Source organism: Bacteroides mucinivorans, assembly GCF_034654355.2.
Classification (GTDB): domain Bacteria; phylum Bacteroidota; class Bacteroidia; order Bacteroidales; family Bacteroidaceae; genus Bacteroides; species Bacteroides nordii.
The window spans coordinates 2,514,771-2,530,213 of the sequence record NZ_CP178179.1 but is presented as its reverse complement, the minus strand read 5'-3'; the positions used below and the strand labels follow the sequence as shown (position 1 = coordinate 2,530,213).

Annotated in this window: 10 protein-coding genes; 1 reads left to right on the top strand and 9 read right to left on the bottom strand. The window is 42.4% G+C overall.

What is annotated here, in order from left to right; genetic code table 11:
- Positions 1-33: 33 nt before the first annotated feature.
- The 9 genes from VCM39_RS09240 to VCM39_RS09200 all read right to left on the bottom strand — a co-directional run bounded on the left by VCM39_RS09240 (position 34) and on the right by VCM39_RS09200 (position 11,646).
- Positions 34-4,026: an SUMF1/EgtB/PvdO family nonheme iron enzyme gene (locus VCM39_RS09240; protein ID WP_322933027.1), complete on the bottom strand. Its 3,993-nt coding sequence runs from the start codon at positions 4,024-4,026 to the stop codon at positions 34-36.
- A 24-nt stretch (positions 4,027-4,050) separates the two neighbouring features.
- Positions 4,051-4,956, bottom strand: a complete 906-nt coding sequence (locus VCM39_RS09235) for a hypothetical protein (RefSeq protein ID WP_025867303.1) — start codon at positions 4,954-4,956, stop codon at positions 4,051-4,053.
- Positions 4,957-4,958: 2 nt separating this feature from the next.
- On the bottom strand, positions 4,959-5,834 hold the full coding sequence (lsrF, locus tag VCM39_RS09230) for a 3-hydroxy-5-phosphonooxypentane-2,4-dione thiolase (protein WP_322933028.1): 876 nt from the start codon (positions 5,832-5,834) through the stop codon (positions 4,959-4,961).
- A 27-nt stretch (positions 5,835-5,861) separates the two neighbouring features.
- Positions 5,862-6,485 carry a DAK2 domain-containing protein gene (locus VCM39_RS09225; RefSeq protein ID WP_025867301.1) on the bottom strand — a complete coding sequence of 208 codons (624 nt, stop codon included), beginning with the start codon at positions 6,483-6,485 and terminating at the stop codon, positions 5,862-5,864.
- Between the two features lie 2 nt (positions 6,486-6,487).
- Positions 6,488-7,492: a dihydroxyacetone kinase subunit DhaK gene (locus tag VCM39_RS09220; protein ID WP_025867300.1), complete on the bottom strand. Its 1,005-nt coding sequence runs from the start codon at positions 7,490-7,492 to the stop codon at positions 6,488-6,490.
- Positions 7,493-7,509: 17 nt separating this feature from the next.
- Positions 7,510-7,827, bottom strand: a complete 318-nt coding sequence (locus VCM39_RS09215) for a VOC family protein (RefSeq protein WP_025867299.1) — start codon at positions 7,825-7,827, stop codon at positions 7,510-7,512.
- Positions 7,828-7,844: 17 nt separating this feature from the next.
- Complete coding sequence (locus VCM39_RS09210) at positions 7,845-8,525, bottom strand: hypothetical protein (RefSeq protein ID WP_122201599.1); 681 nt, start codon at positions 8,523-8,525, stop codon at positions 7,845-7,847.
- Between the two features lie 167 nt (positions 8,526-8,692).
- Positions 8,693-9,856 (bottom strand): hypothetical protein, encoded by a 1,164-nt coding sequence (locus VCM39_RS09205; protein WP_413544836.1) that lies wholly within the window; start codon positions 9,854-9,856, stop codon positions 8,693-8,695.
- A gap of 2 nt (positions 9,857-9,858) precedes the next feature.
- On the bottom strand, positions 9,859-11,646 hold the full coding sequence (locus VCM39_RS09200; RefSeq protein WP_322933030.1) for a hypothetical protein: 1,788 nt from the start codon (positions 11,644-11,646) through the stop codon (positions 9,859-9,861).
- A gap of 606 nt (positions 11,647-12,252) precedes the next feature.
- Here VCM39_RS09200 and VCM39_RS09195 point away from each other — a divergent pair.
- Positions 12,253-15,438: a SusC/RagA family TonB-linked outer membrane protein gene (locus VCM39_RS09195; protein ID WP_221650519.1), complete on the top strand. Its 3,186-nt coding sequence runs from the start codon at positions 12,253-12,255 to the stop codon at positions 15,436-15,438.
- Positions 15,439-15,443: the final 5 nt, after the last annotated feature.

Genomic DNA, 15,443 nt, shown 5'->3' with positions numbered 1-15,443 from the left:
CTGTGAAACTCTGCATTACTTTGTGATAAACTCTTAGTCTTCTATAATCACACGGAAGCCAACATTATAAACCTTCTGCCAGGGCAGATAAGCTTTCCGGTAATAAGATGTACAAGTTTTGGGATGTTCCGTCCATGATCCACCGCGGGCTACCTTTTCTGTACCGGTACCGTCTTGTGCTTTCTCATTATACGGATAAGGCATATAGTCTGAACGGGTCCATTCGGCTACATTACCCTGCATATCATACAATCCCCATGGATTGGCCTGATAACTACCCCCTTTTACCATCAGCATATTACCATCATCCACTCCGTTCTCTTTCGGCTGGTATGTGTAATACTTATACCAACTGTCATTCGGATTCATCGGTTGTGGATTCACACCACGCACGGCCGCTTTATTCAATTGTACATCGGCCAGATTCTCAAACTTGGCAAAGTCCGTATTCAGGGAACCATACCAGAAGTCATCATCACTACCAGCCCGGCAAGCCCACTCCCACTGTACCTCTGTAGGCAGGGTTACATTCAATCCGGTCTTCTCACTCAACTTCTTACAGAAGTCCATAGCTTCTTGCCAGCTTACACGGATAGCCGGTTGTTCCGGATTATTAGCCGGATAACCTTCGTGTACGTGGTCTTTCCAAAGTTGACCAATAAAACGGCTGTTATGCTCAGGGAAGATGGTACGGAATTGTTCATTGCTTACCTCTATTTCACCCATCCAGAAAGCTTTCTTCACGACCTGTTTGCTTACAGGAGAATAGTCGGAATGTCCGCGGTTACTACCCATTACGAAGGAACCAGCCGGAACTCGTACAAAGTTCATCCGGATACCAGGAGCAAGTTCAATGCTCTTCTGCGTTTCTGTTTCTTTGCTCAACATCGCCTTGGCAGTAGCAGCATCAAAGGGCCAGCCTTTCAGTTTCACCTCTTTGTCTTTATATTCCTTACGTTCAGGCTTCACAGCAGCAGGTTTTTCCTGTTTGCTCAGATAGTCGGCATACGAACGGATTTCGGCTTTCCAGTCTACACCCGAACCTGCATATTTCTCTGTCAGTTCCGTACGACGGCTGATCTGCTCTACCCCTTTAAATACATTGGCTTTGAACTTGCCATGATAAGGCGCATTGAAGTCAATCCAGTTGTACAAGGTCTGCCATTCTTTATCTGTCAGTTCCACACCATGATGTCCTTTCTTCAGTAGCTTTATAAGCGGACTTACAGAAGCATGATATTCATACGGATTCAGTACTTCTATTTCGGCTTCCGGTCCCTGACGGTACACAAACGGATGAAGATTCAGATAACTTTCACCAAATCCGGTAAACTTATCAATACGTCCTCCGGTGAAGTCGGCCAGTTTACTATCGCTATTGTGGCAAGCTACGCAGGCACGGTCAAGTACCGGCTGTACTTCCAGATCAAAAGTAAAGGAACGCTGTCCACCTTCAGGCTTCGTTATGGTATGAGGAGCAATCTGTGAGGCTATCACACGTTTAGGAATAGGAATCTGATTCTGATCCTCATGGCAACCGATACATGAAACCGTTTCACCCGGCATACCGGTCAACCAGCTACGCATCCACTGAATAGCACGTCCTTCACTATCCAACGGCTGAAGTGAAATAGGCGTATTGGCAGGTATTTTAAACATAGCAGAACCATCTTCTTCTACCGGAACCGTACCCAGTAAACGTTTGATATCCCAACCGCTCTGTACCCCCTGTGCCCAATGATCAGACGGAGTTTTGTTGTAAGCATACTCATAAGAAAGTACACGGAATGCCTTCACTGTACCACGGGGTACACCTTTTAAACCTTCACCTTCGTAAATATCCTGAATAAATACCGTGGCTTCCTTATCACCCGGCTTAATCTTTTCCGGAATTATAGGAGGAGTCGGAGTCTTCTTCACAGGTATCGGACAAATTAATCCTTCACCTTCATATTCGGCAATCAGAGTCAAATTATCAAATACGTCTATCAGATAAATACCCCATAATGCATTCTCATTCAACTTAGCTGCAACCAGGAAGTATTTATCATTCAACGGATAAGGCTTAATAAACTGAGGCCATACACCGTCTACCAGACGATCTTTTACAATCGGTTCAATCTTGCGATCTCTGAAAGGAAGTTCCTGTAACATGCCTTTCTCCGATTTGCGGCTCTTAGCCGGATCAAAGATCATCAGGCGACCGGAACGGGTTACACCATGGTGACCGGAGATAACGCCTACAAACTTAGAGGTATTACCCGGAAGCGGCTTTGCATCGAAAGTACTGTTCGGGAAGTAAGAGCCACTACCGTAAAGTGACTTCTGCTCAGTACCATCCGGATTCATATGCATCACAAAACGTGAAAAATAATGCGTTAAGTCAGTATATTCCCAACGGGTATACATGACACGGCCATTATTCATCACTGTCGGTGCCCAGTTAGCATCCTGGTCAAAAGTGAGGCGACGCAAAGAATTGTCTTTCGGATCATACAGACACATATTACCGACTTCATCGTTACCATTTACACAAGGTACACCATTGTAACCTATATTGGAGACTGCAATCATCTTGCCGGAAGGCAGATAAGTAGCGTCAAAAAACTCAAGATCAGGTTCCAGATCGGGAATCATCTTTTTCAGCCCTTTACCATCTACACCTACCTCAAACACTTGCCAGCGTTTGTCGGTATCCACCATAGAGAACAAAATACGGTCAGCGTCCCAATGCAATTTAAGGTCAGGAAGAGACGAACCGTTAGTTGGTTTAAAAATCGTTCTCGACTTAATATCGCCACGAAGATTTGACAACTCAGTAATCTCAGCATCAAAGCCCCCACGGGAAGCAGAAGTCTGATTAGACCAGTTGTTATTTTGTGTTCCCAATGCACGAGGTGTGACCTGACGGGCAGTAGTACCTATCTTATAACGACCTACAATCAGTTTGTCAACATCCAGTTCAGGATTAGCCAGCAAGATATCCCGTTTTAGTTTCAGCGCTTTATTGGCAGTCTCCAATGCAGCGGGCTGATTAGTATAAATATCATTGAAACCTCTTCCGGTAAGCATTTTCAATTCTGCCAACCGGGTTTGGTTAGTTGTCTGATCAAAACCTTTATACTGATTCATATCATTTACAGCTTCCTCAATAGCGCGGATATTGATCCATGCCAAAGCCTCCTGCAATTGATAAACATTCATTGCATCCTGAGCCAGATTCAGATAACCAATCACCTGTTCGTCTAATACAGTTTTCTGAGATATCTGTTGCAACAGGGCATTAAAATGTCTTGGTTCCTTCAAAAGCCTGATAACAGATTCTGCAACGTGTTTCTCAATACTTGCATCATATGTAGTCACTAATGCCTTCATATCTCCCCCGGCAAACGGCAAGAACAGGGCAGCTTCCGCAGGATAGTCTTTCACAATTTTACCGGCAGCTTCGCTACCCGTAATACCTTGTACACGGAAAATAACCGAACCATTTGAAGAACGATTCTCCAATCCTATTTCTGCTTCAAAACGCACATACTTTTTGTCTAACGGAACAATAATCTGTGCATTTCCCCCCGTCATAATAGTACGATTATAGGTTTTTCCTTTCATCGTTACAGCAGCATTCTTAGCATTTACATTGTAACGCAAACCGCCACTGGTACCTTTTTTAAAGGTATTCTTCAAATCATTTAACCACACGGATGAACCGTCAGCAGCAACCAGCCGGGCATTTGCCCACACTGGCTGATCATCGGAAGTACCGTCCACCGTACTCCAGGTATAAAGTACCATTTCGTCCAGTCCGCTGATGTCAGCAGAAAAAGGCTCTGCTGCCGCTTTCGACTTCACCACTTTAGAAGCGACCGGACGAAGCGTTTTTTGCATCTGTGCATCAGCCTGACTCTTTGCCCGGGCAATACTTTCTGCCCAGGTAGCAGGTTCGGCTACCTTTGCCCTTTTCTTCTGTGCAAAAACAGAAAGGGACAATGCCATGCAAACGGACATTATTACTATTTTCTTATTCATATCAGTTATGTATTAGTTTGAGGATTACTCTACTACATTTATCTTAAATTTGGGATTACTCACCAGACAAGCTGCCGAAACTTTACCGATATTTTCTTTATCATTCAAGCTCCATAATACTTTTCCGTTTGCATCCACTTCAATGAGTTGAGGTTCATCTACTGTAGCATCTTTTGTGTGTCCATACCAGTTACAGATCAGCAAATTTCCTTTGCCCGCATCCAATATCTGTCCCACAAAAAGCAGCGAAGCACCTTGTACATCTTCAGACGTTACCCGTTTGAGTTCCTTCCCTGTTTTACGGTCAATAACCTGAAAAAAGTGCCCGTCTCCACAAGGAAGCAATATATTCCCGTCTCTCAATTCGAGTGAAGAAAAAGCCCGGCCTCCTGTCGGAAACTCTGCCACTACTGCACCTTTCCGGTTTATTTCCATCATTTTCTGTTTTCCCATGACAGGAAGCAGATAATTCTTGTTGCGCAACTGGAAAACCTGTCGGAACTGACCATGTGGTTTTTCTATTTGCAGGTCAATCTCCACACGGTTACGCTCCTTTCCGTTCTTATCCAGTTCAATGAGCCGTGCCGGATTGCCACAGATGCCAAGAAGAAATCCGCCATCCTTCAAGAGAGTTGCTGATTGAAGTTCCGTTCCTTCCGGGGCTTTATAATCCCAGATCACACGGTGATCTGTCCCTATCAGCTTTGCTCCTTTTTTGTAAGAATAGAGAATATTGCCCTGTCGGGTAACAGCTACAGTATTACACTCCTCTCCTTTTTCTAATGCATGTTTCCATTCTACAGCCCCCGATTGCTTATCTACTATCATTACCGCAGGATTTCCCGAACCGGCAAGTACCAGTTTTTCCTGTGCAGACAAATGCAACGAACAACTAAGAAATAACAGAGCTAATAAACGCAGGCGTATCATCACTATTTAGTTTTTAATTCGTTAAACAGTTCAAAAGCCTGATCTACACTATAGTTCTGGTGTACTACTGCATAAACTGCCTGAATCATTGCGGCGGGAGCTTCTGACTGGAATACGTTACGTCCCATATCTACCCCGGAAGCACCGTCATTGATAGCCATATAACAAAGCTCAAGCGCTTCCCTCTCCGGAAGTTTCTTACCACCGGCAATCACTACGGGAACCGGGCAGGCAGCTGCCACTTTCTCAAAACCGTCGCAATAGTAAGTTTTTACAATGTTAGCGCCATTCTCGGCTGCAATACGTGAAGCTAAACCAAAATAACGTGCATCACGAGCCATTTCTTTACCAACGGCCGTAACTCCCATTACAGGAATGCCATAACGTGTACCTTTATCTACTGCCTTGTAGAGATTAGCCACCGTTTTAGCTTCATGTTCTTTATCACCGATAGCCAGCATCACTGCCATAGCCGAAACGTTCATGCGTACTGCATCTTCGATATCAATCAATACATTGTCATTCAATTCTGTCAAAATGGAGGTACCGGCATCCGAACGCAAGCAAATTGATTTGTTTGTGGTGGGTGGAATAACAGACTGCAAAACACCACGGGTACACATCAGACAATCTGCATACTCAATAAGTGGTACAATGTTCAGGTCGATACGTTCCAGTCCGGAAGTAGGCCCCATTATAAAACCATGGTCACAAGCCAACATCACTGTACGTCCTGTCGCAGGATTAAATATACGTGATAACCGGTCTTTCATTCCCCAGGGAAGATTTCCTGCGCCTTTTACGTGGAAAGTCTGATTTGCCACAGCCTGGTCCAACCCAAAGTTGCAGCCATCTCTTAAATCATCTAAATCTGCCATTTTCTCTTATTCTGTTTTTATATATCTTTAAAGTAGTGCTTTTGCAAAAGCATCAAACATGCATGACCAGGAGCTTGCTCCGGAATCGGCATATCCAATGGAACGTTCGCCATAATTACGGGCACGCCCAAAGTTAGCTTTCATATCTACAGTTTCCGCTGCTCCCTTCAATGCAGCTTCTGCTCCCGCTGCCATCAACATTTTTATATCAGACGAATTTGTGGCTTGTATAGCTTCTACAGCAGGTATCAAAGCGTCCATCATCGTCTTATCTCCGCGTTGGGCTTTAGTCTGCTTTTTCACACCGGCAAGTCCACCGGCAAACATGCTTTTTACACCTTCAGCATCCAGCTCAGTTACTCCATCTGCCAGTGCATCGCTCATTCCGAGAAAAAATCCTCCAAGTAGTGTACTGGTAGAGCCACTGATCTGCAACATTACGTCGAAACCCATATCTCCAAGCATTTTCTTGAATTCCGTACCTTTATCAGCCGATTGTACAATGGCCGACATAGCTTGTACGATAGCTGTACCGTGATCACCGTCCCCCAATACAGCATCCAGTTTAGAGAACTCATCAGAACGCTCTGTTATATTTTTCAGAGCGTTCTGAATCATTTTCTTAAAGTCATTTACAGTTAATTTATCCATTCTTATTTTCCTAAAGTAGTCCAGTAAGGTGCATTAGACATATGGTTCTTCAAATAATCTACATGATCATTGTCCAGCAATGCCAGAATCATTTGAAAACCGGCCTGTTCCTGTACTGTCAGTAATTCACCAATACGTCCGGACACCACTTCAACACCGTTATTTTCTAATATAAAATGAGCCTTACGGTAAACAATACTCATCTCCATATGAGTAGTTGCCCCCACGCCGTTAATGATAAGCAACGCCTTATCTCCAGGTTTAGGCTGTAATTTTTTCATTAGCAGACCTACCATTTCCTCGGCAGTATCATCGGCAGAAACCAATGGTTTACGTCCACCACCACCTTCGCCATGTTGTCCCATACCAATCTCCATAATACCGTCCGGAAGATCGGAAATGCTCATACCATTTTGTGGATGCGTACATGCTTTCATTGCTACAGCAAGCGTGGCTATCTTCGCATTCATACGTTCACCTATTTCAAGTATCTCGTCCAGAGATTTACCTTCTTCGGCAGCGGCACCAACCACTTTAATCAAAGGCACACAACCTGCCAATCCGCGACGATCTTCATCGGGAGCATCCAGCCCGGCACTGATATCATCATGGGTAATGATACTCTTCACTTTGATACCCACCCGTTCAGCTAACTGACAAGCCATGTTTGCACTCATAATATCACCGGAATGATTGAGTACTACCAACAAGATCCCCGCTTCGCGTTTGAACATTTGCAAAGCCTGAAAAACGCGTTGTGCGCCCGGAGCTGCAAAAATATCTCCAACCACAGAGCAGTCGAGCATACCTTCACCTACAAAACCACTCAATGCAGGTTCATGACCCGAACCTCCAAGCGTGATAATAGCAACCTTATCTTCCGGTTTAGCATTGGCACGCACAATAATATTCTCACCTCCAATAGCTACCTGATCACTGTAAGCCATCACATAGCCTTCCAACAACTCTTCTGTGAGATTATCAGGGTTATTTATAAACTTATCCATATTTTTTAATTTAAGAGTTACTTTTCAAAATACATAAGTTCGAGTGCAATACCTTCTTCCTCAATAAAAGCAATGGTAAGATTTTCACCTCCCGGCATCGGTTCAACAAGTACTTTGGCACCTTTTAATTCTTCTTCCAGATTATCTACTTCATAGGCTATATGAGCCGTTTTCTGAATCAGTTCCGGCATCCAGCTTCCTTCTTCAAAACGAAGAAATTCTATTTTATTAGGGCTTTCATTAAAGTTAGTCAGCCACACTTTCAAACCTTCTGCATAAGATTCACCCGGTTGCGGTGTCTGAGTAGGTATTCCAATATGATTTATTTTTCTCATGGTATCTTAGGTATTAGTTATAAAGCTGCTTTTTTATTTGTGAAACGCAAACCATCGTTATCATGGTAGCAGGCCCACTCTTCAACAATAGCTCCTTCGGGACCAGCCATCATAAAATGGAAAGTCTCAGGTTCTTTCAAACGAAGAACGTCACCTACCTGCTGTACTACAAAGTTTTTACTCTTAACCGGACCGTGACCGGCAGGAATAGCAGGCGGATTAGGAGTTTCGTCTCCTACCTCAGAGAAATTATATACCCACCCATGGTTTACCATCCATGATTCATGTTTGGCAGGAAATGAAGTTTTTACATGAGCATGTTCCGGAATCATCTGCCCAGGCAACAAGTAAATACTATGAGCAAAATAGCCATGTTCGGCATCGTTAATCCAGAAGATCCCCCCCATACCTGTATTCTCAAAGTCACCCAGTCCGAAATCGGTAAACCAGATGTCCTTTTCCATCAATGCAGTGAAAGGTACGTCATAAAACTCAAACATATCCAGAAATGCTTTCTTAGCAGCTTCCTGATCAAACTTTCCATCTTTGTAGAAGTCAGCATTTGTAAACTTCTTCTGATACGTTGTCTTTTCTTGTGTCATAACTGATTCTGTCTTTTTAGATTCTGTGGAGCAAGAGGTCATCCCTACCCCACAGCAGGCAATAAATGCCGCAATTAATACTTTTGTTGTTTTCATCGTTTTAATATAATTATTTAATTAATTGAAAGTTGAAAATTGAAAATTGAAAGTTAACTGTGCAACATGATAGCGCAGCCCATATCCTAATAATTCCATAACCTTACAACTTTATAACCCTATAACCTCATAGTGCAACCTCCTTCTCCCCTCTCCATTCTCCATTCTCAAATAACCCCCATTCCCTCAATCTCAATCAGAAGTTCAGAGCGACAAACATCCGTAAGAGTATATATAGCTGGAAGATCAGGATACTGACGGGTGATAACCTCACAAGCCTTTGCCATATCCTCCCATCTTTTGACGTAAACACGAAAGCAGATATAGGATGCATCTTCCGTCACCGGAATGCCCGATTCCCTAAGATTTTCGGCCGAAACAAGATATTTAATATTCTCCAGCGTCGCAAGTGTTTGTTCTTCAATCCCCACTCCTTCCAGACTTTGTTCACCTCGGATAGCAGCAGTACCGGAGATATAGACAAATCCATGATCTTCCTTCCATATAGCCTTGGCACGTTCAAACTTAGGAGTAGTCTTTTTATCAAGCTTCTCATCCTTTTCACCCAGCAATACATTCTGTGAATAGGCATGGGCAGAGACCTGTAACGGATTATCTACCGGTTTCACACAAACCGTTTCATCCTGGCAGAGCAGAGCATCAATATCAATCATTACCCCTCCCCACTGAGTACCGATACCAGTAGCCGCCGGATAACCGTCTGCCCACTGTACGGACTGATAAAACAAAGAACGGGCATCGTTAAAGTCCTGATAATGCTGATGTCCCGTGACATCACAATCTGTTATTTTCTCAATGTAATTCCATTGGCGTACAATAGAAGAAACAGGCATCTGTTCGGCAACCATTATATGAGAAATTGTTCTGAACACCTCATCCGCCTGACTGCGGATAGTAGCATGAAGCACATCGCCAATAATCCCACTCATAAACAGACGCTTGCATCCTTTACGCTCAATTGTAATATAAGGCACATTATCCAATGTTTTATAACAGATACAGTCAGCATCCGTCAACACCACTTCATGTACTTCCATCACGAGACCTTGCGGACATGGAGGTTGGGCAACATAACTCACTGTAGGAGCCGTATTTCCAAATCGCTCAGCAATAACATTACGAATCTGACTGAAACGTTCACAGTATTCTTCATTATTTTGGGGTGCACCGAATACTACAATGCGTACCGGTGTATAGACTGCCTCATACAAAGCCATCAACTGAAAAAGCATCTCTTTAAAAGACCCTTTTCCCGTTTGATAAAGCCTATGAACGATTTCTATATTTGTTTCCAATATCATATTTTTCATGTTTAGAGAGAATTCACATATTCTACGAGTTCATCTATTTCCTTATCAGATACTTTTTTATCAATACCATGCTTATGAACTGTAAAAACATCTTTCATCGTAGCAGCCCTTCCATCAAATAAGTAAGGAGCCGTACGCCATACTTCCCGAAGGGTCGGTGTATCCCATCCATTTTCAAATTCAACATCTTCTCCAATACGATGCATTTTCATATCGGTATAATAGGGTCCCGAATGACATTCGTCACACTTTAGTTTTTCATATACCTTACGACCGCGCTGTGCTTTCTCCGAAAGCTCGCCATTCACCAGATATGGACTGGGAACAGGTTTAAGATCCATCAGATATTCATCTACACAATCTGCAAAATCTTCCGAAAGATCAGTAAACTGAATCAATTTATATCCGGCACGCACAGCTACATTGGCAGAAGCACGGATACCCGAAATCATATTGGGAGGTGTAACGTGTGAGAAAAGTAAACTTTTACAGTTCTTCGGATTACCGATGCCATCATTCATCAAATCCCAGTTCATACCATCTGTACGGGCATCTCCCGGATGGCATCCGTTGCACGACTGCCAGTTCTGGAAACAGTGCTCCGCATCATTAAAGTATTTCTCACCACGTTGTATACGACTCTCTACCCGGTTCTGTACCAAAGGCACAGCATCTACCTGATGCGTATTTAAATCAACAATATTCAATGTATCCGAAAAATAAGTGGGGACAATCGCCTTTCCATCTTTCAGTATCAAACTGCGCGGACCGTTCCCTGCCAATGTTACCCGATCCCGAAGACCATACAAAAAACGAAGATCATATGTCAATGCATCTTTTTGCGGATAAGCATTAAACTTCTGAATAAAACCGGGATAATCAATCACACTGATATCATGTGTACCGGAGTGGCTGATAACTATTTTATTATCCGCACATTTCACATCCCATATACCAGCTGCACCACGTTCGGGTTCATCCAGCAATACCGCACCCTCAAATTTCAGACTTTCCAGATTAACAATACTGATAGCACTGGTATTCATCCAACCTTGTTGTAACTGTGAAGTAGGTACCTGAAAGCGTCCCAGATTATGCGTTATCAATAAATAACGGCTATCGGGAGAAAGCGTCATACCACGTAGAGCATTACTCCCGTTAGCCAACTGGATATCGCGTACCTTATGAAAACTTTTCAAATCAATAACCGAAACACATGCTGCCACTGTATCTATATCAGCCCGTTGTTGGGGAAGATAATTGGTAACGAACAAATACTTTCCATTCGGATCAAGTATAGATGATTTAGGCTCACGAAGTACTTTTACTTCACGCGTCACTTTATTACTCCCTAAATCAATTTCAGAAACTGTTGTTGAGAACTGATTACAAACGTACAGTCTATTCGATTTCTCATCTGCCAGAGGGAAACAAGCTCCCGAACCGGTTGGTATATATTCTTTTGAATCTCCCGAGGCGGAAAGAATATACACTCCATTCTTATCTCCAGTAACTGTGGCATAGATTTTATCCCCAGCTACAGCTACCCCACTGGGTACAGCATCCAAATCCCACTTTTGCAAACTCTCCTTCCAGTCAGACGAATAGAGGACTAATCGTTTCATCCCTTTTTGCGATGTAATGACGCCTGCTTTATACGGAGTTAACCCAGTTATAAACAAAGGATCACCTTCAGATTGAACCGCCTGACGGAAAGTAAACCCCACCAAAACAGCAGAAGCCAATAGTACAAAAAAAGACTTTATTCCAATATGCGTATGCTTTCTCATGGTCGATTATTTTTTATTCACCCACAAAGTTAGCCGTTAATAGCTATCACCATTATCACTATAATCTCATAGACTTATAATAGCGTATCAACTATCATAGAAAATATTTATATAACAGGATATGAGACGAGGCTAACAGCTATATTTTCAGGACGAGAAAGAGGACTACGCGATACTTATTTCTTAAAAAGCAATAACTATAATATGATAAAACACAGATCAACTATTTACGATTAGACGATTTACGATGTACGATTGAAGTTACTCTTTTAAAAACCTGTTTCAGTGTTGTTAGAAACAGAGTAATCCCAATCGTACATCGTAAATCGTCTAACCGTAAATATATTCATCTTGATCTGCTTTCTGTATTCACCTACCCAGCCCCCTCTGATTTGCCAACCAAAACACAATCCATTTGAAATTTTATCTCATTTTACTATCAATAGCGTCCCAAAAACGATTCAGAGACAAATAAAGTAGTATTTGAAACAATACATAAAAACATCTTTTCACGATTTAATACCTTTGCAGCACCAAGTGTTAACGCACACATCGATAACATTTGTGAAATTATACTTTTTATTAATTAAAATCTAATTAAAGAAGATGAAAAACAATTTTCCTTTTCTAACCAAAAGGTGTAGCGCAATGCTACTATTGTTGGGCATGTTAGGTTCCTTTCCAAATTATGGAGTTACCGCTTTTGCCACCTCTCCATCTGTTCCGGGCGTCACACAATCCCGAAACATCACATTGAAAGGTACCATTATTGACGAAACCGGAGAAACTGTTCCGGGAGCTGCTATCCAGGTAGTAGGTACACCAAGAGGGGTAACGACAGATATGGATGGTACATTCTCGATTGATGTACCCAAAGGAGCCAAACTCGAAATTACGTATTTGGGTATGGAATCCCAAACAATCACAGTAGGTGATAAGAATAACCTTAGAATCATACTAAAACAAAAAGTAGACGAGCTGGATGAAGTTACCGTTGTTGCTTTTGCCAAGCAGAAAAAAGAAAGCGTGCTTGCATCTGTATCAACGATCAAACCGGCAGAGCTGAAAGCACCTACAAGTAACCTTACTACAGCACTTGCCGGACGTGTAGCAGGTCTTATCTCCTATCAGCGTAGTGGTGAACCGGGTGCAGACAATGCAGACTTCTTTGTACGTGGTGTAACAACCTTCGGATACGCAAAGTCACCGCTTATCCTGGTAGATGATGTAGAAATGGAATCAGAAGACTTAGCACGTCTGCAAGTAGATGACATTGCCAGTTTCTCTATCATGAAAGATGCTACGGCAACTGCTCTCTATGGTGCACGTGGTGCTAATGGTGTTATTCTGGTAACTACAAAGCAAGGTTCTGAAGGTCCAAGTAAGATTTCAGCCCGTTTTGAAACGTCTATTTCTGCTCCGACAAAAGAGGTGAAATGGACGGATCCTATCACTTATATGAATATGTATAACGAGGCTATCACTACACGTGACCCGTCGTCTCCCGCCCGTTATAGCCAACAGAAGATAGACAATACAATTGCCGGTCTGAACCCCAATGTGTTCCCTGCGGTTGACTGGTATGATATGTTGCTGAAGAACCACACAACCAACTTGCGTGGTAATCTGAATCTAAGCGGTGGTGGTAAAGTAGCCAGATACTATGTAGCCGGATCACTGTCACACGACGCCGGTATCTTTAAAAATGCCAAAGCAAACGGATTCGACAATAACATCAGTCTATTCAAATATTTGCTTCGTAGTAACGTAGATATCAATGTTAGTAAATCAACATTGGTAAGAGTACGCTTGCAAGCTACAATGGACGATTATACCGGTCCGGTACATTCAGGAAGTGACCTGTACAAAATGATTTCTCAATCGAGTCCGGTAGAATATCCGGCTTATTACCAACCGGATAAAGCCAACGAAACGACTCCATACATTCTCTATGGTGGTAGTGAAAATACTTTTATCAATCCCTATGCTGAATTGATGAAAGGTTATCAGGACAGACAGAATTCTACAATTTTTGCTCAAATGGAATTGGAGCAGGATTTAGGTTTCATATTGAAAGGACTGAAACTGAGAGGTATGTTTAATACCAACCGAAAAACCAATTACAGTATTGACCGTACATATAAACCTTACTACTTCACTGCAGGAGGTTACAACCCGGCTCAGAATACTTACTTCCTGACTTGTCTTAATCCCTCTGCCGGTACAGACTATCTGGCTGTTGGAAATGAAAATAAGGAAGTTATCAACTCCACTTATTTCCAGGGAACACTGACTTATAATCACACCTTCAATAAGAAGCATGCTATTAGTGGTTTGTTGGTATATTATTTGCGTGATGAAAAGAACTCTAAGAAAACCAGTACCATACAGTTATCCCTTCCTTACCGTAATATGGGTCTCTCAGGACGTGTAACTTATGCTTTTGACGACCGTTACTTCTTCGAAGGTAACTTCGGTTACAACGGTTCTGAACGTTTTTCTGAGAAAGAGCGTTATGGATTCTTCCCTTCAGCCGGTTTAGGATACATTATCAGTAATGAGCCGTTCTATCCGGAATCACTGAAAAAAGTACTTAGCAAACTGAAACTGAAAGCAACCTTCGGTTTAGTAGGAAATGACCAGATCGGTGCGAAAGAAGACCGTTTCTATTATCGCTCGGAAGTTAATCTGAACAATGGTAGTTATGGATATACATGGGGAAATGACTATACCGGTCTGCACTCTGTAAATGGTGTTAGTATCAATCGTTATGCCAACGATGATATCACCTGGGAAACTTCACGTAAAACCAATTTAGGTGTGGAAATCGGTCTTTTCAATGACCTCGAATTACAGGTGGATGTTTATCGTGACTACCGTTATAATATCCTGATGTCTCGTGCTTCTCTTCCGGGTTCTATGGGATTACAGGCTAGTATTAAATCCAATTTGGGTGAAGCAATCAGCCAAGGTATCGATATCTCTTTAGACTATAATCATGCGTTCAAAAATGGTTCTTACATGCAGGCACGTGCCAACCTGACTTGGGCAGGTGGTAAATACAAAGTATACGAAGAACCAGATTACAGCAAAACACCATGGTTATCACGTATCGATCAAAAACTGAAACAAACATGGGGATATGTAGCCGAACGTCTCTTTATTGATGATAATGAGGTCTACAACAGCCCGACTCAATTCGGAGAATGCCGTGGTGGTGATATCAAATACGTAGATATCAATGGTGACGGACAAATTACCGCTCTTGATAAAGTACCCCTTGGATATCCTGACGAAAGCCCGGAAATTGTTTACGGTTTCGGTTTGACATATGGTTGGAAAGGTCTTGATATCTCTTGTTTCTTCCAGGGTTCTGCCCGTGAATCATTCTGGATGGACTATAATGTAATGCATCCATTCACCGGCTCAGGTAGCGGAACTCAGGTAATGCAAGCCATTGCCGACAGTTACTGGAGTGAACGTAATCAGGATGTATACGCTTTCTGGCCCCGTTTGTCTTCTACTGTATCTTCAAATAACTCTCAAACCAGTACTTGGTTTATGCGTGACGGTTCATTCCTTCGCCTGAAATCAGTGGAAATTGGATATACACTCCCGAAAAAGATATTAAAGAAGCTCCATATGAACACCATCCGTATTTACTATAGCGGAACTAATTTATTGTGTTTCAGTAAATTTGATACATGGGATCCTGAAATGACAAGTATGGATAAAGGATTTAAATATCCACTCCAACGCGTAAATAATATTGGTGTTAACTTCTCATTCTAATCATA

Excerpts from the sequence above, each read along its gene's own strand:
- VCM39_RS09240 (WP_322933027.1), bottom strand. The coding sequence starts at position 4,026 with ATGAATAAGAAAATAGTAATAATGTCCGTTTGCATGGCATTGTCCCTT.
- VCM39_RS09235 (WP_025867303.1), bottom strand. The coding sequence starts at position 4,956 with ATGATACGCCTGCGTTTATTAGCTCTGTTATTTCTTAGTTGTTCGTTG.
- lsrF (WP_322933028.1), bottom strand. The coding sequence starts at position 5,834 with ATGGCAGATTTAGATGATTTAAGAGATGGCTGCAACTTTGGGTTGGAC.
- VCM39_RS09225 (WP_025867301.1), bottom strand. The coding sequence starts at position 6,485 with ATGGATAAATTAACTGTAAATGACTTTAAGAAAATGATTCAGAACGCT.
- VCM39_RS09220 (WP_025867300.1), bottom strand. The coding sequence starts at position 7,492 with ATGGATAAGTTTATAAATAACCCTGATAATCTCACAGAAGAGTTGTTG.
- VCM39_RS09215 (WP_025867299.1), bottom strand. The coding sequence starts at position 7,827 with ATGAGAAAAATAAATCATATTGGAATACCTACTCAGACACCGCAACCG.
- VCM39_RS09210 (WP_122201599.1), bottom strand. The coding sequence starts at position 8,525 with ATGAAAACAACAAAAGTATTAATTGCGGCATTTATTGCCTGCTGTGGG.
- VCM39_RS09205 (WP_413544836.1), bottom strand. The coding sequence starts at position 9,856 with ATGAAAAATATGATATTGGAAACAAATATAGAAATCGTTCATAGGCTT.
- VCM39_RS09200 (WP_322933030.1), bottom strand. The coding sequence starts at position 11,646 with ATGAGAAAGCATACGCATATTGGAATAAAGTCTTTTTTTGTACTATTG.
- VCM39_RS09195 (WP_221650519.1), top strand. The coding sequence starts at position 12,253 with ATGAAAAACAATTTTCCTTTTCTAACCAAAAGGTGTAGCGCAATGCTA.